Origin of the sequence: Nocardia sp. NPDC004068, from assembly GCF_042874315.1 — a bacterium.
GTDB lineage: Bacteria > Actinomycetota > Actinomycetes > Mycobacteriales > Mycobacteriaceae > Nocardia.
The window spans coordinates 23,702-46,587 of the sequence record NZ_JBIAMW010000003.1 but is presented as its reverse complement, the minus strand read 5'-3'; the positions used below and the strand labels follow the sequence as shown (position 1 = coordinate 46,587).

The 22,886-nt window shown below is 68.0% G+C and carries 23 protein-coding genes, 1 tRNA gene and 1 pseudogene; 14 read left to right on the top strand and 11 right to left on the bottom strand.

The window, feature by feature from the left end:
* Positions 1-12 precede the first annotated feature (12 nt).
* Entirely contained in the window at positions 13-1,839 is a 1,827-nt protein-coding gene (locus ACFYTQ_RS07785; RefSeq protein ID WP_387358049.1) for an acyl-CoA dehydrogenase, read from the bottom strand.
* Positions 1,840-2,038: 199 nt separating this feature from the next.
* On the opposite strand from ACFYTQ_RS07785, the gene ACFYTQ_RS07780 reads away from it, so the two are divergent.
* Positions 2,039-2,644, top strand: coding sequence for an alpha/beta family hydrolase (locus ACFYTQ_RS07780; RefSeq protein WP_387358047.1), 606 nt, complete (start codon positions 2,039-2,041; stop codon positions 2,642-2,644).
* 6 nt (positions 2,645-2,650) lie between these two features.
* Here the strand turns inward: ACFYTQ_RS07780 and ACFYTQ_RS07775 are convergent, their stop codons facing one another.
* The 4 genes from ACFYTQ_RS07775 to ACFYTQ_RS07760 all read right to left on the bottom strand — a co-directional run bounded on the left by ACFYTQ_RS07775 (position 2,651) and on the right by ACFYTQ_RS07760 (position 6,180).
* Positions 2,651-3,340: a class I SAM-dependent methyltransferase gene (locus tag ACFYTQ_RS07775; protein WP_387358045.1), complete on the bottom strand. Its 690-nt coding sequence runs from the start codon at positions 3,338-3,340 to the stop codon at positions 2,651-2,653.
* A gap of 23 nt (positions 3,341-3,363) precedes the next feature.
* Positions 3,364-4,467: a DUF4185 domain-containing protein gene (locus tag ACFYTQ_RS07770; protein WP_387358043.1), complete on the bottom strand. Its 1,104-nt coding sequence runs from the start codon at positions 4,465-4,467 to the stop codon at positions 3,364-3,366.
* A gap of 187 nt (positions 4,468-4,654) precedes the next feature.
* Positions 4,655-5,398 (bottom strand): crotonase/enoyl-CoA hydratase family protein, encoded by a 744-nt coding sequence (locus ACFYTQ_RS07765; protein WP_387358041.1) that lies wholly within the window; start codon positions 5,396-5,398, stop codon positions 4,655-4,657.
* A complete protein-coding gene (locus ACFYTQ_RS07760; RefSeq protein ID WP_387358038.1) occupies positions 5,395-6,180 on the bottom strand; it encodes an alpha/beta fold hydrolase in 786 nt (261 codons plus the stop codon). The genes ACFYTQ_RS07765 and ACFYTQ_RS07760 overlap by 4 nt, the downstream gene beginning before the upstream one ends.
* Positions 6,181-6,486: 306 nt before the next feature.
* Here ACFYTQ_RS07760 and ACFYTQ_RS07755 point away from each other — a divergent pair, with 306 nt between their 5' ends.
* From ACFYTQ_RS07755 to ACFYTQ_RS07740, 4 genes are all read left to right on the top strand, one after another.
* Positions 6,487-6,711, top strand: coding sequence for a hypothetical protein (locus tag ACFYTQ_RS07755; RefSeq protein WP_387358036.1), 225 nt, complete (start codon positions 6,487-6,489; stop codon positions 6,709-6,711).
* Complete coding sequence (locus ACFYTQ_RS07750; RefSeq protein WP_387358034.1) at positions 6,698-6,994, top strand: hypothetical protein; 297 nt, start codon at positions 6,698-6,700, stop codon at positions 6,992-6,994. The genes ACFYTQ_RS07755 and ACFYTQ_RS07750 overlap by 14 nt, the downstream gene beginning before the upstream one ends.
* 105 nt (positions 6,995-7,099) lie before the next feature.
* Positions 7,100-7,429, top strand: a complete 330-nt coding sequence (locus ACFYTQ_RS07745) for a hypothetical protein (RefSeq protein ID WP_387358032.1) — start codon at positions 7,100-7,102, stop codon at positions 7,427-7,429.
* A 43-nt stretch (positions 7,430-7,472) separates the two neighbouring features.
* Entirely contained in the window at positions 7,473-7,970 is a 498-nt protein-coding gene (locus ACFYTQ_RS07740; protein WP_387358030.1) for a YdcF family protein, read from the top strand.
* Between the two features lie 16 nt (positions 7,971-7,986).
* Here the strand turns inward: ACFYTQ_RS07740 and dcd are convergent, their stop codons facing one another.
* Complete coding sequence (dcd, locus tag ACFYTQ_RS07735) at positions 7,987-8,565, bottom strand: dCTP deaminase (protein WP_387358028.1); 579 nt, start codon at positions 8,563-8,565, stop codon at positions 7,987-7,989.
* Positions 8,566-8,762: 197 nt separating this feature from the next.
* Between dcd and ACFYTQ_RS07730 the strand changes: the two genes are divergently transcribed.
* Positions 8,763-9,497 (top strand): helix-turn-helix domain-containing protein, encoded by a 735-nt coding sequence (locus ACFYTQ_RS07730; RefSeq protein WP_387358026.1) that lies wholly within the window; start codon positions 8,763-8,765, stop codon positions 9,495-9,497.
* Here the strand turns inward: ACFYTQ_RS07730 and ACFYTQ_RS07725 are convergent.
* Entirely contained in the window at positions 9,457-10,479 is a 1,023-nt protein-coding gene (locus ACFYTQ_RS07725; protein WP_387358024.1) for an acyl-CoA dehydrogenase family protein, read from the bottom strand. The two genes, ACFYTQ_RS07730 and ACFYTQ_RS07725, sit on opposite strands and share 41 nt — an antisense overlap.
* A gap of 120 nt (positions 10,480-10,599) precedes the next feature.
* Between ACFYTQ_RS07725 and ACFYTQ_RS07720 the strand changes: the two genes are divergently transcribed.
* The 3 genes from ACFYTQ_RS07720 to ACFYTQ_RS07710 all read left to right on the top strand — a co-directional run bounded on the left by ACFYTQ_RS07720 (position 10,600) and on the right by ACFYTQ_RS07710 (position 12,203).
* Complete coding sequence (locus tag ACFYTQ_RS07720) at positions 10,600-10,944, top strand: GAF domain-containing protein (protein ID WP_387358022.1); 345 nt, start codon at positions 10,600-10,602, stop codon at positions 10,942-10,944.
* Positions 10,945-10,953: 9 nt separating this feature from the next.
* Positions 10,954-11,637, top strand: coding sequence for a hypothetical protein (locus ACFYTQ_RS07715; RefSeq protein ID WP_387358020.1), 684 nt, complete (start codon positions 10,954-10,956; stop codon positions 11,635-11,637).
* 492 nt (positions 11,638-12,129) lie between these two features.
* A tRNA-Gly gene (locus tag ACFYTQ_RS07710) sits at positions 12,130-12,203 on the top strand.
* Between the two features lie 24 nt (positions 12,204-12,227).
* Here ACFYTQ_RS07710 and ACFYTQ_RS07705 read toward each other — a convergent pair.
* Positions 12,228-12,599, bottom strand: a complete 372-nt coding sequence (locus ACFYTQ_RS07705) for a DUF2510 domain-containing protein (RefSeq protein WP_387359151.1) — start codon at positions 12,597-12,599, stop codon at positions 12,228-12,230.
* A 183-nt stretch (positions 12,600-12,782) separates the two neighbouring features.
* Between ACFYTQ_RS07705 and ACFYTQ_RS07700 the strand changes: the two genes are divergently transcribed.
* The 3 genes from ACFYTQ_RS07700 to ACFYTQ_RS07690 all read left to right on the top strand — a co-directional run bounded on the left by ACFYTQ_RS07700 (position 12,783) and on the right by ACFYTQ_RS07690 (position 16,601).
* Positions 12,783-13,118, top strand: a complete 336-nt coding sequence (locus tag ACFYTQ_RS07700) for a hypothetical protein (protein ID WP_387358018.1) — start codon at positions 12,783-12,785, stop codon at positions 13,116-13,118.
* 693 nt (positions 13,119-13,811) lie between these two features.
* The gene (locus ACFYTQ_RS07695) at positions 13,812-15,134 is read left to right on the top strand and encodes a UDP-glucose dehydrogenase family protein (protein ID WP_387358016.1); all 1,323 of its coding nucleotides are present in this window, start codon (positions 13,812-13,814) and stop codon (positions 15,132-15,134) included.
* A gap of 102 nt (positions 15,135-15,236) precedes the next feature.
* A complete protein-coding gene (locus tag ACFYTQ_RS07690; protein ID WP_387358014.1) occupies positions 15,237-16,601 on the top strand; it encodes an Hsp70 family protein in 1,365 nt (454 codons plus the stop codon).
* A 514-nt stretch (positions 16,602-17,115) separates the two neighbouring features.
* Here the strand turns inward: ACFYTQ_RS07690 and ACFYTQ_RS07685 are convergent.
* The 3 genes and pseudogenes from ACFYTQ_RS07685 to ACFYTQ_RS07675 all read right to left on the bottom strand — a co-directional run.
* Positions 17,116-18,384 (bottom strand): annotated as a pseudogene (locus ACFYTQ_RS07685) (YibE/F family protein); the annotation flags it as partial.
* Positions 18,385-18,746: 362 nt separating this feature from the next.
* Positions 18,747-20,006 (bottom strand): pyridoxal phosphate-dependent aminotransferase, encoded by a 1,260-nt coding sequence (locus ACFYTQ_RS07680; protein ID WP_387358012.1) that lies wholly within the window; start codon positions 20,004-20,006, stop codon positions 18,747-18,749.
* 34 nt (positions 20,007-20,040) lie between these two features.
* On the bottom strand, positions 20,041-21,378 hold the full coding sequence (locus ACFYTQ_RS07675; RefSeq protein ID WP_387358010.1) for an XRE family transcriptional regulator: 1,338 nt from the start codon (positions 21,376-21,378) through the stop codon (positions 20,041-20,043).
* A gap of 254 nt (positions 21,379-21,632) precedes the next feature.
* Here ACFYTQ_RS07675 and ACFYTQ_RS07670 point away from each other — a divergent pair, with 254 nt between their 5' ends.
* Together ACFYTQ_RS07670 and ACFYTQ_RS07665 are read left to right on the top strand one after the other, a co-directional pair.
* On the top strand, positions 21,633-22,079 hold the full coding sequence (locus ACFYTQ_RS07670; RefSeq protein ID WP_387358008.1) for a hypothetical protein: 447 nt from the start codon (positions 21,633-21,635) through the stop codon (positions 22,077-22,079).
* 442 nt (positions 22,080-22,521) lie between these two features.
* The gene (locus ACFYTQ_RS07665) at positions 22,522-22,782 is read left to right on the top strand and encodes a Clp protease N-terminal domain-containing protein (RefSeq protein ID WP_387358006.1); all 261 of its coding nucleotides are present in this window, start codon (positions 22,522-22,524) and stop codon (positions 22,780-22,782) included.
* Positions 22,783-22,886 lie beyond the last annotated feature (104 nt).

The following is a 22,886-nucleotide window of genomic DNA, read 5'->3' as shown; positions in this document are numbered from 1 at the left end:
GGAACCCTCGGATCAGAAGGCCGCTTCGTCCAGCTCCATGATGTCGTTGTCCAGGTTCGACAGCACGGTCCGCACGGCGGTCAGCTCCGGCAGCACGTTGCGGGCGAAGAACTGCGCGGTGGCGACCTTGCCCTGATAGAACGGCTCGGTCGAGCCGCCGTCCAGCGCGGCCAGGGCGACCTCGGCCTGCCGCAGCAGCTGCCAGCCGATCAGCAGATCACCCACGGCCAGCAGGAACCGCACCGAGCCCAGACCGACCTTGTACAACTCGGCCGGATTCTCCTGCGCGCCCATCAGATGCCCGGTCAGCGTCGCCGCCATCGCCTGCACATCCTCGAGCGCGGTCGCCAGCAGCTTGCGCTCCCCCTTCAACCGGCCGTTGCCCGCCTCGGAGTCGATGAACGTCTGGATCTGCCCCGCCACATGACCCAACGCCACACCACGATCGCGAGCGATCTTGCGGAAGAAGAAGTCCTGCGCCTGGATCGCGGTCGTGCCCTCGTACAGCGAGTCGATCTTCGAATCCCGGATGTACTGCTCGATCGGGTAATCCTGCAGGAATCCCGACCCGCCCAGGGTCTGCAACGACTCGGTCAGGTACTGGTAGGCCCGCTCCGAACCCACGCCCTTCACGATCGGCAGCAGCAGATCGTTCACCCGCGCCGCCAGATCCGCGTCCGCACCCGAAACCCGCTCGGCCACAACGGGATCCTGATGGGCGGCCGTGTACAGGTAGATCGCCCGCAGACCCTCGGCGTACGCCTTCTGGGTCGCCAGGCTGCGGCGGACGTCGGGGTGGTGGGTGATGGTGACGCGCGGGGCCGTCTTGTCGGTCATCTTGGTCAGGTCCGCGCCCTGCACGCGCTGCTTGGCGTAGTCCAGCGCGTTCAGGTAGCCGGTCGACAGCGTCGAAATGGCCTTGGTGCCCACCATCATTCGCGCGTGCTCGATGACCTCGAACATCTGCGCGATGCCGTTGTGCACCTCGCCGACGAGCCAGCCCTTGGCCGGAACGCCGTGGCCGCCGAAGGTGACCTCACAGGTGGCCGAGACCTTCAGGCCCATCTTGTGCTCGACGTTGGTGACGAACACGCCGTTGCGCTCGCCCAGCTCACCGGTCTCGTGGTCGAAGTGGAACTTCGGCACGAAGAACAGCGACAGACCCTTGGTGCCCGGCCCGGCGCCCTCGGGGCGAGCCAGCACCAGATGCATGATGTTCGGGAACAGATCGTCGGAGTCGGCGGAGGTGATGAACCGCTTGACGCCCTCGATGTGCCAGGAGCCGTCCTCCTGCTGGATCGCCTTGGTGCGGCCCGCGCCCACATCGGACCCGGCGTCGGGCTCGGTGAGCACCATGGTGGCGCCCCAGCCCTGCTCGGCGGCGATCTTCGCCCAGCCCTTCTGCTCCTCGGTGGCGTTGTTGTAGAAGATGTTCGCGAAGCCCGCGCCCGCGGCGTACATGAACGCGGCGGGCTGCGCGCCCAGGATCAGCTCGGCGATGGCCCAGTAGGCCGACCGCGGGAAGGGGATGCCGCCCAGGTCCTCGGCGACGCCCAGCTTGTCCCAGCCGCCCTCCTGCAACGCGCGGTAGCTCTTCTTGAACGACTCCGGCAGCGTCACGCTGTGGGTGTTCGGATCGAAGACCGGCGGGTTGCGGTCGGCGTCGGCGAAGGACTCCCCGAGCGGACCCTCGGCCAGTCGGCGAACCTCGTTGAGCATCTCCTTGACGGTGTCGGTGTCGAGATCACCGAAGGCGCCGGAGTCGAGGATCGGACCGAGGCCGAGCACCTCGAAGAGGTTGAACTCCAGGTCGCGGACGTTGCTCTTGTAGTGACCCATCTCTGTTGCTCACTCTCCGTTGAGTCGGTGCGGTCGGTCTGTGTCCCGTTCCCGCCCTTGTGTCTCCACCGGGGTAGTCGTCGGAGTACCGCCTACTACTCGCGGGTAACTTACACTGTATATTACCGGTGGGTAATGGGCAGTCCAAGAGGTCGACGCCCGAATGTGACGCGAAGAACAGGCCCGCTACCGTGGGCTCGTGCGCATCGAGACGAGTGCGGGCCCCGCGGAGATCGAACTCGACCGTCCCCGGCGGGCCGGCGCGCTGCTGGTGCTGACCCACGGCTCCGGCGGCGGCGTCGACGCGAAGGATCTGCTCGTCGTCCGCGATCGCGCGGTCGAACTCGGCGTGGCCGTGGCCCGGGTGACCCAGCCCTATCGGGTCGCCGGTCGGCGCGCGCCCGGCTCGGCGGTCGCGCAGGACGCGGCGTGGGCCGAGATCGTCGCGGCCCTGCGCAAGAAGGTGCGGCGTGTTCCGCTGATCCAGGGCGGGCGCAGCAACGGCGCGCGCGTGGCCTGCCGGACCGCCGTGCCGCTCGGTGCGAAAGGCGTTGTGGCGCTGTCGTTTCCGCTGCATCCGCCGGGGAAACCCGAAAAGTCCAGGCGCGCCGAGCTTTCGGCGGCCTCGGCGGCGATCGAGGTGTTGGTGATCAACGGCGCGCGCGATCCGTTCGGCGTTCCGGATCCGGCCGACGCCGCCGAGGTGAAAGTCATCGCGGGACAAGCACATTCGTTCCGCGCCGGATTCGACGAGATCGCCGAGACCGTCGAGCCGTGGCTGCGGCGCTGGTCCGGACGGGAGTGATCCCGCTCAGCCCGCGGTCGCCTGCTCGTCGAGATCGGGCACGATCCGGGTGGCGACCACGAGCGCGTCGATGGCGTCGCGGCCCTCGGTGGCACGCAGCACGCGATCGGCGACGTGAACACGCACCGGGAGGTCGGCCAGTTCGCGGGACACGTCGTCGGGGGTGAACAGGATCGACGGATCCTGCGGACCCCCGAAGCCGTCGGTGAGATTGCGGCTGTCGTGCCCGAGCACGAGCAGGGTGCCGCCGGGGGAGAGCCACTCGGCCGCCCGGGCCAGCAGCGCGCGGCGCTGGTCGGCGGGCAGATGCAGGAAGACCATGAGGATCAGCTCGAACGGCCCGGTGATGCCCGCGGCGTCCGGTTCGGTGACATCGGCGCACTGCCAGTCGACGCGGGCGCGCACCGACCGCGACAGGCGCGAGGCGACCGTGCGGCCCTTATCGATGGCGACCTGGGAGAAGTCCACCGCGCGCACCTGCCAGCCGTGCGTGGCCAGCCACAGCGCGTTGCGCCCCTCCCCGCACGCCAGATCCAACGCGCGGGGCAGGGCGGGCGGCTCCTCACCGGGGGCGTCGGGCACCAGCCGCACCCGCTTCTCCAGCCCGTAGACGTGCTCGACGACGGTCGCGTTGGGCGGTGCGCCCCAGACCAGTTCGCTGCGCGAATACCGGGCATCCCACTCCGCCGCATCCATGTGGCCGAGTGTAAAGGGCGGGATTACAGGGTCGTGCGCATGAGCAGGACGTTGTACTGACTGTGCACGGTGGTGAGGAAGTACAGGTCACGCCCGGTCTGGTACGGGAAGATCGACGGGGCGTAGGCGGTGGGCAGTTCGCGCGTGTCGATCAGCACCTCCGGCGGACTCCACGGCCCCTCCGGCGACGGCGCCCGGCGCATGACCACCGAATTCCACGGGTCGGTGGTGAGCATGACGTACTGGCCGAGGTACTGGTTCCACATCACCGACAGCTCGCCGACGCCGCCGGTGATCGGGGCCGCCGCGTTCACATCGCCCTTGCGCCAGCCGCCGCCGTCCCAGTACTCGTACTCGTCGAGGTTCTGGATGTCGTGCTCGTGGACGCGGGCGACGTAGGCGAAATGGTTTCGGCCCGAAGGGGTTCCGTACTCGTAGACGTATCCGCCGGACTTCACGAAGGCGTTCATCTGGAAGTTGGCGTCGCCGCCCTCGTTCGGGCGACGGGTGAACGACAGATCCGCCCAGGTCTCGCCGTTGTCGGCGGAGGCGGCCAGGCCGGAGTAGTTGGTCGTCCACTGGCCGACCTCGTCCCAGCTCTGCACCGACATCAGGCTCATGTACTGCACGCCGTCGACGGCGATCCCGGCGGTGGGGATGCGGCTGATCTCGATGAACGGGATCTTCGGGCTGGGGATCAGATCGCGGGCCTGGCCGAGGCCGTCGCGCACGACGCTGTCGAAGTAGATGCCGTTGCTCGGATCCTGGGTGTGGCTGCGCAGCAACACATTCGAGCGCCACGCCCAGACGCTGCCCGCGAGCAGATTCGGCAGGCCGACACCGGCGGTGTCGCCGAAGGCGGTGAGCATCTGGCCCGCGCCGTTGTCCCACATGATGCCCAGGTCGGTGCCGAGCACATTGTTGTTCTCGGTGTGGTTGGGGCTGGCCATGCCGGTCACCTGGAAGACGGCGCGGCTGCGCCCGACCAGTTGGGGGAGGCCGCTGGTGCCGTTGAGGACCGGAATCGGATTGATGGCGTTGGGGTTGGCGACGGCAGGCGGGGTGACGGTGAGGAGCAAGGCCGAGACTCCCGTCAGCACGGACAGGATGGATGCGGTCTTGATCAAGGTCGGTGGGCCTTCCGGGTCATTGCCGAGCGGTGCGGCCCACCGGAAGATCTGTGACTCCGCACACGATCATCGACTTGGCTGGCAAGGTCTGCGAATGCTAACAGCTTGCCATGATCGTATGGGTTTCACGCACCGGAGATCTGGGTATCAATGAAATTTTTCGGCTGGAAATTGTTTCGCGAGGTCAGCGGCGGCCGAGGGCCTGTCCGAGCAGCAGCGGAAGCTGGGTCGCGCGTTCGATGCCGAGAGTTCGCCGGACGCCGCTGTGCCAGCTGCGGTCGAACATCCGCTTGGCGGCGGCGATCGCGCGCGGGGGCCGGGCGGCGATGCGCGTGGCGAGTTCGTCGGCGGCCGTGACCGGATCGGCGGTGACCTCGGTGATCAGTCCGATCCGCTCGGCGTAGGCGGCGTCGACCGGGTCGGCGGTCATGGTCAGCAGCAGGGCCTTGTCCATGCCGATCAGGCGCGAAAGTGTCACGGCCCCGGTCATATCCGGGATGAGGCCGTGCTTGGCCTCCATCACCGAGAAGTCGGCGTCGGGCGTGGCGAGGCGGAAGTCGGCGGCCAGGGCCAGTTGCAGGCCGCCGCCGTAGCAGTGCCCGTGCACCGCGGCGATGACCGGTTGCGGCAGCCGCCGCCACGCCCAGCACGCCTCCTGGAAGGTGTTGGTGCCGCGGCCGGGCAGCGGGACGAAATTGCGCACGATCGTGAGCGGATCGCCGACGGCCTTCGCGATGTCGAGGCCGGAGGAGAAGCTGGGGCCGTTGCCGGACAGGATCACCGCGCGAATGTCGTTGCGGCCGCGGATCTCTCGGGCGACGCCGACCAGGTCGCGCAGCATCGGGATGGTCAGGCCGTTGTGCTTGTCCGGGCGGTCCAGGGCGACGCGGGCGCGGTCCCCGTCGAAGCGCAGCGATACGTGGCTCATTGCGAACTTTCTGTCGGCTGTTCCAGCAGGATCCTCGCGCATCCGGCGGGGTCGTCGTAGAAGGGGGTGTGGCCGCTGCCGCGCAGGGTGAGGTGCCGGGCTCGCGGCAGCCAGGCGCGGGCGCGGCGGCTCTGGGTGGCGTAGGTGAGCAGGATGTCGCGGTGGCCCCACGCGATCGTCACCGGAATACGGTCGAGCCGGCCGCCGTTCTGCAATCGCGCGTGCGTGAAAGAGGCCAGGGCGCAATCGAATCCGGGCGAATCCAGCGCGCCCGTCGCGGTGTCGCGGGCCACCCGCGCGTCCACCCGCCACGGCTTGCCGAAGACCAGCCCGAGGAACGCCGTCCGCCCCGCCGCCGTCCGCATGATCGCGGGCAACGCCCCCCGCATCCGCACTCCGAGATCCTTCGAACGCCCCAGCGACTGCTGACACCACACCCGCCCGCTGGTCGACCAGAATCCGATCGGCGAATACGCGGTCACGCTCCGGGCCAGTCCGCGCGCCGCCAGATTCAGCACGATCAGCCCGCCCATCGAATTCCCCGCCAGATGCGGCCGCTCGATCCCCGCCTCCACCAGAAACGCCGCCAACGCGTCGGTCAGCTCGTCCACCCCCGCCCCCGGAATCGCCGCCGACCCCCCGAACCCCGGCAGATCCACCGCCACCACCTCGAACCGCCCCGCCAACGCCTCGATCATCGGCTCCCACACCTGCCACCGACTCCCCACCCCGTGCACCAACACCAACGGCTCCCCACGCCCCACCCGATGGTGATTCAACATCTCCACTCCCAACCTCACGTTCGCGCGCCCACCCTAACAACCATTGACACCCCGCCAACAGACTTGACGCGTCCCCATGACCCCGACTTCCCTCGCCCGAGATCCCGTGTTCTCTTCCCTTCCCAGGGCCTTGGGCCTCATGTCCCTTCCCCCGGCCCAAGAGCCGCACCTCTTGTCCCTCGCCCCGGACTCGGGGCCGCACCTTGTCCCGGACTCGGGGCCGCGCCTCGTGTCCCTTGCCCCAGAACCACATCCCCTGTCCCTCGCCCCGGAGCGAAGCGGAGGGGCGAGGGTACGATAAAAAGTATGGCAACCCGTAAGGTAACTCTCTCCCTGGACGAAGCGGCCTGGTCCTACGCCGAGCAGGCCGCCGCTCGCGCGGGAATGTCGCCCTCGGCGTGGATATCCCGGGCCGCGCGGCGCGAGGCCGTGCGGACAGGGTGTGGTCCGGTGCCGGACGCGGCCGCGCTGGCGGCCGCCGACGAGGCGGAGTTGCTGGCCGCGGAGAAGGAACTGCGTGCGCAGGGGTGAACTCTGGCTCTACAACCCGCACGGTTCCCCGCGGCAACGCACCGTCGTCCTGATCTCGAGTGACGGCATCAACGAGTCGCCGCGCCCCTGGCTGATCGCGGCCGAGGTGCAGGACACCGATCCCGACGACATCCTCGCCGTCTCGATCCCCGGCCACGGCTGGGTGCACGCCGGGAATCTGGGTCGCATCTACCGCGGTTGGCTCGCCCATCGGATCGACGAGATCGACGCCGAGATTGTGGAACGTCTCGATACCGCCCTACGCGCGGCCATGGATCTGTGACGGATCTGTGACCCACGTCTGTTGCCGCGCCGCGTGATACGGCAGGATCACCACGGCGGTGCCCGCGCCGCCGCTGCCGACTTATTCGCGAGAATCGAGGAACAGTTGAGGAATTCGCTGATCGCCGCCGCATTCGTCGCCCTGCCGCTGCTGGCGGCGTGCGGCTCCGACCACAAGGACTCCCAGCCCCAGGTGACCCAGGCCGACGTCTCCAAGTCCCTGCAATCCGGCGGCCTGCAGGCCAACCTGGCCGACTGCGCCGCGAAACACTTTGTGGACGCGGGTATTTCGCAGGACGGCCTGCGCGCCATGACCAAGTCCCCCTCGACGGCCCCCACCGCCGACCCGGGCGCGGGCATGAGCAAGGAGGACGCCGACAAGGCCCGCACCGCGGCGCAGAAGATCGCGACCGAGTGCTTCACCGCCCCCAACTGATCCCCTGACCGGGCGGCGGATCGTCCGAGCGGTCGCGGCGCCGGTGCTCGTCCTCGCCGTGGCCGTGGCCGCGCTGTGGCCGGTGTACGTGCGACCGCGCGTCGACGCCCCGGCCCCGGCCGACGCCATCGTGGTCCTCGGCGGCGCGCACGACGGGCGCGAGGAACTGGCGCTGCGGCTGGCCCACGACGGCTACGCGCCCCGGGTGCTGTTCTCGAATCCCTACGAGCACAGCGCGCTGCTGAACCGCGTCTGTCACGGCGGTTACCGCTTCGAGGTGGACTGCTTCGATCCGGATCCGCGCACCACCCGGGGCGAGGGCCGCGAATTGGCGGCGCGGGCCCGCGCGGGCGGCTGGCGCCGGGTGCTCGTGGTGACCTTCACCCCGCACGTCTCCCGGGCCCGCTACATTCTCCGAAAGTGTTGGGGCGGTGAGATTCTCGTGGTGGTCGCCCACCCGCGCATCACCCCGGCGCGCTGGGCCTATCAATATCTCTACCAGTCGGCCGGATATGCGAAGGCGGCGATCGAGGACTGCTGAATCCCGTCGAGAATTGTCAAATACTGTGCGGTAGAGGGAAATTCAAATACGCCTTGGACGGCGTGGGACCGCGCTGCCCCTGGTACTTCGATCCCGCCGCCGCGCTGCCGTAGGGATTCTCGGCGGGGCTGGACAGCCGGAACAGGCACAGCTGCCCGATCTTCATCCCGGGCCACAGCGTGATGGGCAGATTCGCGACATTCGACAGTTCGAGGGTGATGTGCCCGCTGAAACCCGGATCGATGAATCCGGCCGTCGAATGGGTGAGCAGGCCCAACCGGCCGAGGCTCGATTTCCCCTCCAGCCGCCCGGCCAGATCGGTGGGCAGCGTGCACACCTCGAGCGTGGAACCCAGCACGAATTCGCCCGGATGCAGCACGAACGGCTCGCCCTCGGCGGGTTCGACGAGGGTGGTCAGCTCGTCCTGCCGCTGCGCGGGATCGATGTGGGTATAGCGAGTGTTGTTGAACACCCGGAACATTCGATCCAACCGCACATCGATACTCGACGGCTGAACCAGTTTCTCGTCGAACGGATCCACCCCGAGCCGGCCGGCCGTGAGCTCGGCACGAATGTCGCGATCGGAAAGCAGCACGCCGACAGAGCGTAGTGCGTCGGACGCGGGGGCGGGCGTCCGGCTCTCCCCTCCGACGAGTCGGTCGCCCACCCCGACCCCCGGAATCGGACCAGGCCCGCTTGCCTGTCCGACTATCAGCATTGGATAGTGGGCGCGTCGGAGTCAACACCTGCGACCCGTACATCTTGTCCGGGCTCCGAGTTAGGAACGTTTCGATGTCGCCGTCCATTCGAAATCTGGGCTCGTTCGTGCGCGAGCAGAGAAATGTCGCGAATCTCACCCAGAGCGAACTCGCCAAAATGGTCGGCATCTCCGAGGAGACGCTCTCGGCCATCGAACGCAACAAACGTCCCATTTCCCGGAGCGTGCTCACGCCGCTGTTCACCGCGCTCGGCGTGGAACCGGAGAAGATCCAGGCCATGACCGGCCTGCACGCCGGGGTTCCGGTGCCCGCGCAGGTCACCCCGAACCCGCAGGAGCTCTCGGCGCTGGAGGCCATCGCCACCCCGGCCTGTTATCAGGACATCCACACCTACCGGATCGTGGCGGCCAATGCGGCCGCGCGCGTGGCGCTTCCGGGCCTGGCGCCCGGGACCAGCCTGGTGGAATGGCTGATGACGGATCCGCGCTCGCGTCGCGTGGTCGGCGATTGGGAGAAGGCGGCCCACGGCTTCGTCTACTCGCTGAAGGTCCTGGCCCTCGGGGCGATGGAACCGGAGATCAGCGGGCCGATCATCGAGACCTGCCGCCGCGCGCCGGAATGGGAACGGATGTGGAACACCCGTCCGGTCGATCCGCGGCCGTTCGACACGCTCATCCACATCCATCCCGAGACCGGGGTCGAGCGGGAGATGTACATCACGTCGTTCGCGGTGCAGTTCCCGCGCTCGGGCTGGTGGCTGTGGATGCTCAGTCCGGTGCGGGAGTCCGATTCGGCGCCAGCCGGGTGAGCAGCGCGGACCGGATCGGGTCGCGGGTCGTGCAGACCAGCGCGAAGGTGGCCTGCCGCGCCAGCCGTTCGGGCGTCGAGCCCGCGAGCGCCGCGCGGCTGCCCGCCGCGACCACCACCGCCGCGGCCGCCTCGACCGCCGCGTGCGCGATATCCGCGCGCAGGGCGTAGGTGGCCTCGGGATCGCCCAGCGCGGCCGCGAAACGGCCACGCAGCGCGGCATATCGGGCCGCGTAGGGGGTGTCGTCCACCGCGAGGGTCCGCAGCTCCCGCAGACAGGCGGACAGGACGCCCAGCGGCAGCGCGCCGTTGATCCAGTCCGCGATGCCCGCCCGCCCGGCGCGGAACGCGGTCACGGGCGCGTCGCCGACGAGCCGGTCCTCGCCGACAAGGACCCGGTCGAAACGCAGCCGGACCGTGGCGCTGGCGTTCGCGGCCACCAGGGTGAGCGGATCGGCGGTCAACCCCTCGACCTCGGCGACCGGGATCAGCAGCGTCGCCACCGATTCGGTTGCGGCCGAACGCAATCGGACCGAGGTGGCCAGGGCGTCGAGCTGACCCCAGCCGGTGACGAACGGGGCCGTGCCGTCGACGACGAAACCGGCGTCGGTCCGTTCGGCGAACAGCGTGGGTTCGGTCCGCGCGCCCGCGTAGGAGACCCCGCACCGGTACTCACCCGCGGCCATCGGCCCCAGGAACCGTTCGCGCAGAGCCGGATTTCCGGCGGCCACCGCGCGCAGGGCGCCCAGATGCTGGGCCCAGACGAAGCCGGTGGACAGGCAGCCGCCGAGGATCGTGGCCGCGGTATCGATCAGGACGTCGGGCGTCATCCCCTCCGACAGCACGAAGCCGTAGAACCCGCGCCGGGCCAGTTCGTCGAGATGCGCGGGCGGAACGCGGGCCGACCGATCGACCTCGGCCGCGGCCCCGTCGAGCACCTCCGCGACGAGCATTCGGGCCTCGGACGGCCAATCCTTCGACATGCCAGGCCCTTCCCGTTTCGGCGCGCGGACGACCGGACCGATGCTATCGAAGCGTATTCCGGCGGCCCGCCGGGAACCACAGGGGTGCAACGATTTCCTCGAAGGGGCAGGATCGTCCCCATGCAGGATCGACATGTGCCGAGCCGCAGCGAACTTCTGATCGAGACATTGGGCCGCGAACCGCGCGTCATCGCGGAGAACGGCCGGGTGCGCGATTTTCGCAAGATTTCCAGCGTGCTGCGCCCGGTCGACGCGCGCACGGTCACCCGGCTCGTCGGTGAGGTGGTGAAGTCCGCCGAGCCCGTGGTGCGCACCGCGGACGTCCCCGATGCCCCGGGCGGGACGACCGAACGGCATTACGCCGGATATCCCGTGTCCGGTCCGGACAATATCGTCTCCGGGGTACAGGTCGTGTACGGGAACGGTATCGGGACGCCGAGCGCGCACGCCGCGGCGTTCCAATAGGAACTCGACGTGACGGGCGGGCCGCCGAGGCTGCACGTCACCCCCGAATTCATCGATCTGCTGGAAATCGCGGACCAGCATTTGGATCGCAGCGTCTACGGCCCGCTGGATTTCTTCGGCCGGGTCGCGCGCATTCCGGATCTGGTCCGCATGTGGCACGCGATCCTCGGGGCCGCACCCGGTTACGCCGAAACGGGCACCGTCCCCGTGCGCACGGGCGCGGAGAATCTCGAAATGCTGCTCTACGCCCAGCGATACGTCCCGACCGACGTCGGCCCCCGCCTGCGCGTGCTGTGCCAGAACATGGCCGGATTCGATCGGCTCCAACTGCGTGTCGACATGCTGGATCTGGCCGTTTCCCGCGCCGCGATCGCCGCGAGCGGCACCTACGGCGTGGTCCTCGAGACCCGCTGGCCCACCACCTGCCCGCTGCAATGGCTGACCGGCTGGGCCCCGAACCTGGGCCACGGCGTCGCCACCGGCCAGACCCCCGGCATGCATCCCGACGACATCGTCCGCGTCCCAGGGCTTGTCGAGAAGGCGCGCACCGAAGGCGTGGTCCGCGACAGCGTCCGCGTCCGCAAATTCGGCGGCGGGTGGATGACCGCCGATTTCGTCGCCCAACTCCTCGACCCCGAGGTCTCTCCCACGCTCGCCCTGTCCCTGGTCACCATCGCCGACGACCCCGCCTGACTCCCCTGGAAGCCCGCCCCGAGATCGACTACCATCGGCCCTGCACAGGGTCCGCTTCGAGACCTGGCCCGTTCGGCCACTCTCCAGGTCCGCTGTGACACGCGCACCTCCCCGGAGGTTGTGTGGTCTGTCCCCAGGGGACGCCGCCCGCGCTCAATGGTGACCCAGGCCCGCGCTCCGCGAGCCGACCACTGACGAGGCCGAGGCGTGCACGAATCATCTCCCCCCATCCCCCCGCGCCACCCGGGCAACCCCCACCCGCGCACCCCGAACCCGTTGGCCCCCAAGGCATCCCGGCAACCCCGAACGCCCTGACCCCCAGCGGGCCGACCCGCCCGGCTCCACCACGCCGTCCGGAGGGGTGTCGACGTAGTGGACCGGGCGGTCAGGCACTTATCCACCCCTCCGAACCCGAGGGTGGGTGCGCGACCTGCCAAGTTGACTTGCACGCCCGAGCGTCTGCTAAAGTCACTGTCACACATCATGTGAACCGCCGGTGTAGTTCAATGGTAGAATCTCTGCTTCCCAAGCAGATGGCGCGGGTTCGATTCCCGTCACCGGCTCCAGATTTTCGGTTTTCAATTCCAGCGCTACATTCGCGGCGGTTGCACGTGCTCAGTCCATTTCGCACCGTCCCACCAGCGGAGCAAGCCCGTCGGATCCGGATAAAATCCGGGTGGCGGAGGACCGGAGTTTGTTCTTTGTGCTGGTTTTCTTCCGCTATAACGTGTGATTGCGAGCACGCTGTAGTAGGCGGTGAGAGTGACGAGGGCTACGAAAACCTTGAATAGTCCACCGCTATCGCTAGTGTCAACTCCCACCAGTGTAAGAAGAATCCACACAACAATAATTGCCAGTACTGGAAATATCGCCAGTGTTAGTATTGCCCACGCTAAACCTGGAATTGTTCCGCTGGATCTACTGTAACCATGCACGTTATTCTCGGGGTTTTGATAGCTCATCACGGTCACCTCTCCATAGGATAGCTATCTCATGCTTAACCGAGTATGGCACCATCGCGATGTGCTGTGGGGTGCATTGCATCCAGTCCACCGCGCACATTCACCCCGGACTTGCACCCAGCTGTCCAAGGATCAGGCTCGAGGTCACTCTAATGCGGCGGAAGGTTGTGCGCTGGAGAGAAAGTGCAGTCGATGCTCATGCGTGCAGGCCTCGCCCGCGCCGTCCGAGTCATAACAGACCGCCTAGGGTTCGATTCAGCCAGGGAGGCCGACGACCTTCTCGACTTCGCGCGAGGAGTCGGCGGGCAACTGGCTGACCACGACCAGCGCTCTCCCCCGTGGACCGTGGATTTCGACCTCAACCGCCGCGACGCGAGGATGTTCCTGGACAGCTCGGGCGAGCAGACTCGCGCACAGGCCCCAGCCGTACTCGACCAGGAGGGCGACTCGGCCCAATCCATGGCGTTCTTGAAGGACATCCACCTGATGCATACGCACTCCGGGTCGACCGGGACATGACGAACTTATGGATCGTCGTTTCGATAAGGCCGTCGCTTATCCGGTAATAATGCAACTCGGTGGTTGTCTGCTGGTCAATCAGACCGGATTCCACTAGACCGGCCTATATCGTTGCGGAGAGTCGAACGAAGACATGGCGAGCTGTATCCTGATGTCGATTGGCAGTTCTCACGCTGTTGTCGTGCTCGAAGGCGGACCGGAATCTGGCACTTTCAGCGAAACAGACAGAAGGATTTTCGGGATTTTTACGGCCCAACTCTCGTTGGCGAAGACGAGACCCAGGATGCGACTGGCTCGGGAGACGTATTCGCAGTGGGCCTGCTGACCGTCCTCATCTCCGATCGGTTGCAGGTGGAGCTAGGGCCGCTGCTCGAATTGCATTGGTCCGGCAAAAGCTGAGTTATGTCGGCAGCAGGGGGGACAATCAATTCGCCTCGCTCGCAAAGCGTTTCCTGCGGCTGCTGGGCAACCAGCGCGACGGCGGGCAGCACAGCGTCGTGCACGAGGTCGGCTTGTTCCAAGGTGTTACAGGCTTCACTGATCCGCAGGGAGCTCTTGGACGACCGGGCCGAAGCCCTCCCCTGATCATCCCCACACCCCCTGACCACCCAGTTTCCCCCTGTACACCCACAATTACCCCCAGCCTTCCCCCACCGACCCCACCCCGCCACCCCCACCCCTTACCAATCGATCATGCGTGTCACCGTATTCGGGACTGGGTATCTGGGAGCGACCCATGCCGCGTGCATGGCCGAGCTCGGGCATGACGTGGTGGGGGTGGATGTCGATCCGGGGAAGGTCGCGAAGCTCTCGGATGGGGTGGTGCCGTTCTACGAGCCGGGGCTCGAGGAGGTGTTGCGGCGCAATCTGGAGCGGAAGCGGTTGCGGTTCAGCACGTCCTACGAGGAGGCGGCGGGGCATGCGGATGTGCACTTCCTGGGGGTGGGGACGCCGCAGAAGAAGGGGGAGTACGCGGCGGATCTGAGGTATGTGCACGCGGTGGTGGACACGCTCGCGCCGATGTTGGAGCGGCCCAGCGTGATCGTGGGGAAGTCGACCGTGCCGGTCGGGACCGCGGCGGCGCTGGGGGCGCGGGCGCGGGCGGGCGCCTCGACCGAGGTGGAGGTGGCGTGGAATCCGGAGTTCCTGCGGGAGGGGTTCGCGGTGCGGGACACGCTGCGGCCGGATCGGCTGGTGCTGGGGATCGATCGGGACCGGCCGAACTCGGCCTGGGTCGAGGAACTGGTGCGGGAGATCTACGCGGATCTGATCGCCGCCGAGGTGCCCTACCTCGTAACCGATTTGGCGACGGCCGAATTGGTGAAGGTCTCCGCCAATGCCTTTCTGGCGACCAAGATCTCGTTCATCAACGCGGTCTCCGAGGTCTGCGAGGCCACCGGGGCGGACGTCACCGTGCTCGCCGACGCGCTGGGTTACGACGCCCGCATCGGCCGCCGGTTCCTCAACGCCGGGCTCGGCTTCGGGGGCGGCTGTCTGCCCAAGGACATTCGCGCGTTCATGGCCCGCGCGGGTGAGCTGGGCGCCGACCACGCGGTGGCGTTCCTGCGCGAGGTCGACAACATCAACATGCGCCGCCGCACCAAGGTCGTCGACATGGCCGCGCAGGCGTGCGGCGGTTCGCTGTTGGGCGCGAACGTGGCCGTGCTCGGCGCGGCGTTCAAACCCGAATCCGACGATGTGCGTGACTCGCCCGCGCTCAATGTCGCCGGAATGATCCAGCTGCACGGCGCGGTCGTCACCGTGTACGACCCGAAGGCGCTGGAGAATTCGCGTAAGGTCTTCCCCACGCTGAACTACGCCACCTCCGTCGCGGAGGCGTGCGAACGCGCGGATGTCGTTCTGGTGCTGACCGAATGGCGCGAGTTCACCGCGCTCACGCCCGCCGACCTGGACCCGGTCGTCCGCTCGCGGTCCATCATCGACGGCCGGAACTGTCTCGATCGCGCCAGCTGGCGGTCGGCCGGATGGGTGTACGCCGGGCTCGGCACGTCGTAGGGTATTCCGGACGGGTACAGTGGCTCCCACTGTGTGGCGACGCTGGCCATCCGCAGGCGGCGCCCGCCGCGCGTCGTGGAATGCGAACGAGATGGGCAGCAGATGAGTTCGGTACTGGGAGTTTCCGTGGGAGCGGGCGCGATCCGCATCGCGCGGCCACGCTCCGGAAACTCCGCCGAGCGGTTCGCACCCGACCTGTTCGATCTGCACGCCCTGTCCGTCGACGACCATCCGATGGCCGAGGTCGCCGCCGACGGTCTCGCCGCCGCCCTCACCCTCGACATCTCGGCCACCGCCATCGGTTTCCGCAACGAGCAGCACGCCCGTGCCCTGCGCGCGGCCCTCGCCCGGCGGCAACTGACCAATTACGAACTCGTGCCCGAGGCCGTCGCAGCCCTGCAATTCCTCCAGTCCTCCGGGGAGACGCACGGCTACCGCACGATCGCGCTGTACGACCTGGGCAGCTCCGGCCTGTCGGTCACCGTGGTCGACGTCGCGAGCCGCCGCGTCGTGCACAGCGAGCGCACCAGCGACATCAGCGGCGACTACCTGGATTCGCTCATCCGCGAACAGCAGATCGCCTCCGGCCGCATCGCCCATCCGGCCGATCCGGCGGGGCTGGCCGTGCTGGATTCGCTGTGCCGCCAGGCCAAGGAGCAGCTGTCGATCAACACCGCGGTCGCGCTGCCGAGCGAGCACGGGCTGGTGTTGATCTCGCAGGAGAACTTCGAGGCGCTGATCACCCTCGCCGTGGAATCGTCGGCGCGCATGACCCGCGATGTGATCATGCGGTCCGAGCAGGCCGTGCAGGCGGTCGTCGCCCTGGGTGGTTGCGCGCGAATCCCGTTGGTGCCCAAGGTACTCGGACGCTGGCTCGGCATGCCCGTCGTGGTGCCCGACCGTCCCGAGGCGGTGGTGGCGCGCGGCGCCGCGCTGCTGGCCCGCCCGGCCCGGCCGATCGGCGCGCCGCAGCCCCCGCCGCTGGTGATCGAGGAGACCGAGCAGCTCCAGCCGGCGTGGCTGGTCGAGGAGCCCGCGCCGCGTCCGCGCCGCGATCCCGTCGACGACCTCGACATCGAGCGTCCGCGCGGCCGTCGCCGGGAGTTGAGCGTGGCGGGTGTGGCCGTCGGCGCGCTCGTCGTCGTGGCCGCCGTCGGACTGGGTCTGGGCTGGGCTCCCCAAGTGCTGCAAGGCAATTCGCAGAGCAGCAAGTCCGAGGGCGAATCCAGCGCGACCAAGGCGCCGACGACCTCGGCCGCCCCCACCTCGGCCCCGCCGGGACCCGACACCACCAACGAGTCGCTGGCCGCCCCGCCGCCGGAGTGGCAGCAGCAGACGACCACCCAGACCGCGGCCCCGCCGCCGCCCAATCAGAACACCATCGTCGTGCCGGGCCTGCCGCCGATCGTGGTGCCGACGATTCCGCCGCTGCTGCCGCCGATCCAGCTGCCGGGGCCGGGACGGTAGTCGGTCAGTCGTCGCGGTAGCGGTGCCGCCGCGGTTCGGGGCGTCGCGTGGGCCAGGACTGCCGAGGGTCCGGCTGCTCCTCGTGCCCGTGGTCGGTGAAGCCGTCGAAAGTGCCCGTGTTGTGGTCGGATTCGTTCGGATATCCGAAATCGCTTCCGGGAGTGGAGGATTCGCGGCCCGTCCGGCCGAAATCGTTGCCGCCCCAGCGGTTCGGTTCGCTGCCGTGCCCTCGGTGCTCCGCGCCCGGCTGATCGGACGCGTTACCGGGCACCCGGAATTCCACGCTGGGCGGCCCGGATCCGTTGTCGCGCACTCGGAATTCGCCGCGCGGCGGCCCGGGCGCGGCGCGGCGGCCCCGCGCTTCCCCGCTGCGCCCGGCCGGGGGCCGCGCTTCCCCGCCCGCATGTCCACGCCCGCGCGCCTCACCGCTCGGCGGCCCGGAGTCCTTGCCGCCCACCGGAACTCGTCCCCCGGCACGCTCGGACCTTCGAGTCGCGCCCCCCGACCCGGGCGAACGCCTCGGTCCCCCGGAACGCACCGGAGCCGCGGGCTCCGACCGCAGGGTGAACGGCCGCGCCAGCAGAACCGCGATCGCCGTCGTCAACGGCACCGACAACGCCAAACAGATACCGCCCACCGCCGACCGCGTGATCTCGATCGCGACCGCGTCCCCGGTCAGCACGTCCCCGATCGACCGTCCCGCCACGGAGAACAGCAACAGCAACGGCAGCGCCCCGCCCGCGTAGGCGAGCACCAGCGTGTACACCGTGCTGGCGATGTGGTCGCGCCCGACCCGCATGGCGGCGGCGAAAACCTCACGGCGCGTGGCCTGTTCGTCGAGCGCGGCGAGTTCGAAGGCCGCCGACGCCTGGGTGATGGTGACATCGTTGAGCACACCGAGCGAGCCGATGATGAAGCCCGCCAACAGCAGTCCGGTGATGCTGACGTGTTGGAGGTAGGTGGCCACATTGGTGTTGTCCTCCTGGGACAACCCCGTCACGTGGGTCATCTTCAATGTCAGCCAGGACAGCACCGCCGCCAGCACCATCGCGCTCAGTGTGCCCAGCAGCGCCGAACTGGTCCGCAGATTCACCCCGTGCGCCAGATACAGCACCGCGTAGAGGATCAGCGCCCCCGACACCAGCGCCACCGGCAGCGCGGGCTGTCCGTCCAGCAGCGCGGGCAGCAGGAACACCACCAGCACCCCGAACGCGAACACCAGCCCCAGCACCGCGCGCAATCCGCGCCAGCGCGCCACCGCGACGATCACCGCCGCGAACACCAGCGCGATCACCGCCAGGGGCAGGGCGCGCGAATAGTCGTCGAAGGCGTAGACGGGGGTGCCGCTGGGATCGTTCTGCCGGACCAGCCGGATCTTGTCGCCCGCGTGCAGATCGGGTTGCCCTGGGCCCGGGGCGATTTCGAGCAGGGTGTGCTTGCCCTGATGCGGGCCGGAGTCGATCGAGACCAGGCTGCGCTGACAGGTGTAGGCGCTGGTGGCGGGCGGGGTCGGGGTGTCGTCGAACACCCGGCCGTTGGACTGACTGCCGCACGGGCCGATGTCCTGCATGACCACCAGACCCGATTCGGTCCGCATCGCGCCGCCGCCCGCGGTCTGCATCGGCAGCGGGATGTCCACGTGCTGGTGGCTGGGCCACAGCCAGATCACCCCGCCGACGACGAGGACACCGATGCCGACGAGTAGCCCGACCACCACCCGGGCGGCGGAGGTACCGATCGCGATCGGCCCCGAGTGATCGTGGTGGTGATGGTGGTCGCTCACCGGTCCCTACCTGTCCGTTGCGTGCCTGACCGGAGCGAGCTTAAAGGATTCGATTTTCGGCTTCACCGTGGCGACGCATGTACGCCGATGCCGGGATCGCGGCGAATACGCAGCTGAAGAGGGGGGAGGGGCGGCGGAGAGCAGGGGGATGTCTCCGCCGCCCAGGGACTCGACGCCCAGGGGGGTAGGCGGTCGAATCCAGGGCCGAGCGGCCCAGGGGGGGTAGGCGGCTCGGCCGGGCACTTTCGGTGCCGAGGACTACTGTACACAAATCGGCGTTCTTAGCGCCAGCTAAGTCTTCAAAAACCTCGATTTTTCAGACTCACGGTTGGTTTCGCCTGGGAGTGAACCCGGGGCGACCGTCACTGCCGGTAGCTGGCCAGGAAGTTGCCGAACCGCTCGATCGCCACCGCGAGATCGCGCGCCCACGGCAGCGTGACGATGCGGAGGTGATCGTGATGCGGCCAGTTGAAGCCGGTGCCCTGGACCATCAGGATCTTCTCCTGCAACAGCAGATCCAGGATCAGCTTCGAATCGTCGTGGATCTCGTAGACCTCGGGATCCAGCCGCGGGAAGGCGTACAGCGCGCCGCGCGGCTTCACGCAGGAGACGCCGGGGATCATATTGAGCTTCTCCCACGCCACATCGCGCTGTTCGAGCAGCCGCCCGCCCGGCAGCACCAGATCGTCGATGCTCTGATGGCCGCCGAGCGCGACCTGAATCGCGTGCTGCGCGGGCACATTCGGGCACAGCCGCGACGAGGCCAGCAGATCGATGCCCTCGAGGAATCCCGCCGCGTGCTCCTTCGGACCCGTGATGACCAGCCAGCCCGAGCGGTATCCGGCGACCCGGTACGCCTTGGACAGCCCGTTGAAGGTCAGGCACAGCAGATCCGGCGCGAGCGTGGCCAGCGAGATGTGCTTGGCGTCGTCGTAGAGGATCTTGTCGTAGATCTCGTCGGCCAGCAGCAGCAGCCGGTGCTTGCGGGCCAGGTCCACCAGCTGTTGCAGCACCTCGGTCGAGTACACCGCGCCGGTCGGGTTGTTCGGATTGATGACCAGCAGCGCTTTGGTGCGATCGGTGATCTTCGCTTCGATATCGGCGATATCGGGCTGCCAGCCGTTGGACTCGTCGCACAGGTAGTGCACGGGCGTGCCCCCGGCCAGGCTGGTCATGGCCGTCCAGAGCGGATAGTCGGGCGCGGGGATGAGGACCTCGTCACCGTTGTCCAGCAGCGCCTGCATGGTGATGGTGATCAGCTCGGAGACGCCGTTGCCCAGGTAGACGTCGTCGACGTCGAACTCCGGGAAGCCCGGCACCAGCTCGTAGCGGGTCACGATCGCGCGGCGGGCGGGCAGGATGCCCTTGGACTCGGAGTAGCCCTGCGCGTAGGGCAGCGCGGCGATGATGTCGCGCATGATCACGTCGGGCGCCTCGAAACCGAACGGCGCCGGATTGCCGATGTTCAGCTTGAGGATGCGGTGGCCCTCGCCCTCGAGCCGCGCCGCGTGCGCGTGTACCGGTCCCCGGATCTCGTAGACGACGTTCTGGAGCTTGGTCGACTGCTCCAGCACGCGCGGCGGCAGATGAGGTGACTGGCTGGTAGGACTCACCCGTCCCATGGTGCCACTGCGGGTCGCGCCCGCGCGGAGTGCCCTAGGCCGACAAATGGACCGGAATCATCCGCACCGCGGAGGTCGAACCGCAGAACTCCTCGATGCGTTCGTCCAGGTTGCGGGCCTCGGCGGCATCGCGGAACTGGGGTGCCGCGATGCGGCGGCGCAATCCGCTCAGCCGCTCCTCCAACTGCGCGATGCGCTTCTCCTCGGCGAGTTCGAGCACCGGGGCCAGCGCCTCGGCCGCGCCGTCGAGGCTGCCGTTGAGCAGATGCGCGGCCGCGTTGTCGATGCGGGCCAGCGATTCGGCGCCGTAGGAGCGTTGCTCCTCCGGACCGGCCGCGTACAGCTCGATCGCGCGCTGGGTCGCGGCGAGCGCGGGCTCGGCGCGGTCGAGATGGATGTAGGTGGCCCCGGCGTAGTAGTGGCTCTTGGGTTCGTTGAAGCCGAACACCCCGCCCACCTCGTCGTGCAGCGAATCGGTCTCGCCGCTGCCGCGCGCGGCGTCGGCGGCGCGGATGCAGCGCTCGGTGTCGGCGACGCTGCCCAGTTTGGACCAGATGCGGGCCTCGATGTTGTGCAGCCGCACCCGGGCCGTCGCCGATTCGGCGTACTGCTGCCCGCTCTGGGCGAGCATGATGCCGCGGCGCGGGCGTTCGGACTTGTATTCGATCAGCGCCTGCATGCCGCGGGTCCACGCGCGTAAACCGTTGTGCGCGCACAGTTCCGCGTACGCCCACGCCGCGCGGGCCTGCTCGCCCGCGGCGTCGTGGTAGCCGAGATCGGTGCTGGCGTTGGCCAACAGGCCCGACAGCGTCCCGGCCAGCATGTACAGATGCCCGGTGTCCGCGGGCCGTTGATGACCCTCGAGCAGCCGGTACACCCGGCGGCGCACGCGCAGCATCTCCACCATCATCGGAACCGGCGGGACGTGGACGTAGTCGTTGGCGATGCGCGTGACGTCGGCGTCGAGTTGCTCCAGCGTGGAAGCGCCGACGTTGGTGGCCTCGGCCCGTCCGGCGTGCTCGCTCGCTTCGTGGGCAGCCGCCATGATCAGATCCCTCTCCGAAATCGCTGCTAACGCATCGCCTCTCATCGCACCGGAATCGACGAGTGCCAACAGTTCCGCGTCGCTCGAATACCTGGTGGGCGCGGAACCCTCACCGCGCGCCTCGAATTCCGGTGCGGGCCGATCGATAAGGGGCTGATCGATCAACGCCGCGAACCGTGCCCGCACCACATCGTCGGACCTGGCGAGGGAGGTGTCGAGGGCGGCCTGATTGACCGGACGCGGATGCACCCGCGAGCCGCCCGCCTCCCATTTGGAGACCAGTCGTTCGTGAACACCCAAATGCGCCGCGAACTCTCGGATACTCATCCGCTTCGCATCGCGGAGGGCGCGGGCTTCTCTGCCTGACCACTGCCGGACCACGATGTCATCCCTTCCGCGACGAACTCACAGTCCAGAGTACGAGCGGATGGTGATCATGACCACAGCCGAAACCGAGCTGGTATCAGCGAGTTCGCAGGTGAGCGCCAAAGGCAGCGCAAGGGCAGCGCAAGGAGGGCGAGCGGGCGTTCCGGTCGGAAGCATCCGAAGCGAAGCTGATGGGGAGGATCGAGGAGCGCGTCGTGAACGTGGAAAAGCCCAGGACCACAGCGGATTGGGTCGCGCACTACCGGGACGAATTCGGGCTGCCGGTCACCGAACGCGGCGGTTTCGTCATGCTGCCGATCACCGGCCGGACCGGTGTGGTGCACCTGCCGACGATGCGCGCCGAACGAGTCCGCGACGCCCTCACCGACCAGGATATGATCGGCCCGGTCCTGGCGCGCCAGATTCGCTGGAGTTTCCTGGTCGTCCCCGACTCTCGGCCCGGCACACAGGTTCTCGACGTTCTCAATCGTCTCGATATCGGCATTCCGGGCATCGGCAGCGCGGTCATGCTCCCCACCGGCCTCGGCCGCTGGACGCGCGAGGGCTGCACCTGGATCGTCCCGCCCGCGCCCGATCTCGAACTCCCACCCCTTTCGGTCGTGATCACCACGGCCCTGGCGGTGGGCGGCGGCGAGGTATAACCCTCGCGCCCCGATTCCGGTTCCGCCTCCTTTGGCAGTCGACGAGGCGGACCCGGAATCCCGGAATCGACCCCCTGGATCAGATGCCTTGTCCACGTGCGTATCTGATGAAAACCCGATGTTTCTGTGTATACTCCGGCGGTCGGGTATGTCCGAAATTCATTGTGCGGCTGGGCATAACGGACGGTGAAAGGTAGCTCAGTTCGAACGCGCCGAAAACGCACCTACATCCCGACTTTCCGTGCGGCCAGGAAGGTTGACGGCGACGAAGAGATCATTATCTGGACCAACCCCGATGACGGTCAGCAATACAAGCTGCATTACCCGGTGCTCGTGGTTCGTCCGGGAATATTTCGGGAAGCGCGGAAACAACCAATGGGATCGGATACCGCCAGCTCGCGGCCATTACGCGCTGAACCGATCGATTGGATAAAGTCATTACGTGACAGACGCACCGAAACCGACTCCGCGATACCAGCAGATCATCGCCGCCGCCACAGCGGCCGCGAACGACATGGGTCACGACTATGTCGGGGTGGAACATCTGTTCCTGGCTATCGTTCGGGATCCTTGGGCGGTGCCAACCCAGGCGCTGCGGCGGGTCGGTGCCGAAGGGCCGGCGATCGAGGAGGTGCTGCTCTCCATCATGCGATCGGACGGTTACAACAAGAGGGGCCACACGCAGGATCCGAAACCTGAGTGACCTACGATTCCACGGGGCTGTTTATCGCTCACTTGTCAGCCCGCGGGTGAGACCGATCGCGCAGAAGCTCGGAGCCGAGAAACTCCGCGTTCTGTCCTACGCGC

Excerpts from the sequence above, each read along its gene's own strand:
- ACFYTQ_RS07785 (WP_387358049.1), bottom strand. The coding sequence starts at position 1,839 with ATGGGTCACTACAAGAGCAACGTCCGCGACCTGGAGTTCAACCTCTTC.
- ACFYTQ_RS07775 (WP_387358045.1), bottom strand. The coding sequence starts at position 3,340 with ATGGATGCGGCGGAGTGGGATGCCCGGTATTCGCGCAGCGAACTGGTC.
- ACFYTQ_RS07765 (WP_387358041.1), bottom strand. The coding sequence starts at position 5,398 with ATGAGCCACGTATCGCTGCGCTTCGACGGGGACCGCGCCCGCGTCGCC.
- ACFYTQ_RS07760 (WP_387358038.1), bottom strand. The coding sequence starts at position 6,180 with ATGTTGAATCACCATCGGGTGGGGCGTGGGGAGCCGTTGGTGTTGGTG.
- ACFYTQ_RS07755 (WP_387358036.1), top strand. The coding sequence starts at position 6,487 with ATGGCAACCCGTAAGGTAACTCTCTCCCTGGACGAAGCGGCCTGGTCC.
- ACFYTQ_RS07730 (WP_387358026.1), top strand. The coding sequence starts at position 8,763 with ATGTCGCCGTCCATTCGAAATCTGGGCTCGTTCGTGCGCGAGCAGAGA.
- ACFYTQ_RS07725 (WP_387358024.1), bottom strand. The coding sequence starts at position 10,479 with ATGTCGAAGGATTGGCCGTCCGAGGCCCGAATGCTCGTCGCGGAGGTG.
- ACFYTQ_RS07720 (WP_387358022.1), top strand. The coding sequence starts at position 10,600 with ATGCAGGATCGACATGTGCCGAGCCGCAGCGAACTTCTGATCGAGACA.
- ACFYTQ_RS07705 (WP_387359151.1), bottom strand. The coding sequence starts at position 12,599 with ATGAGCTATCAAAACCCCGAGAATAACGTGCATGGTTACAGTAGATCC.
- ACFYTQ_RS07695 (WP_387358016.1), top strand. The coding sequence starts at position 13,812 with ATGCGTGTCACCGTATTCGGGACTGGGTATCTGGGAGCGACCCATGCC.
- ACFYTQ_RS07690 (WP_387358014.1), top strand. The coding sequence starts at position 15,237 with ATGAGTTCGGTACTGGGAGTTTCCGTGGGAGCGGGCGCGATCCGCATC.
- ACFYTQ_RS07680 (WP_387358012.1), bottom strand. The coding sequence starts at position 20,006 with ATGGGACGGGTGAGTCCTACCAGCCAGTCACCTCATCTGCCGCCGCGC.
- ACFYTQ_RS07675 (WP_387358010.1), bottom strand. The coding sequence starts at position 21,378 with ATGAGTATCCGAGAGTTCGCGGCGCATTTGGGTGTTCACGAACGACTG.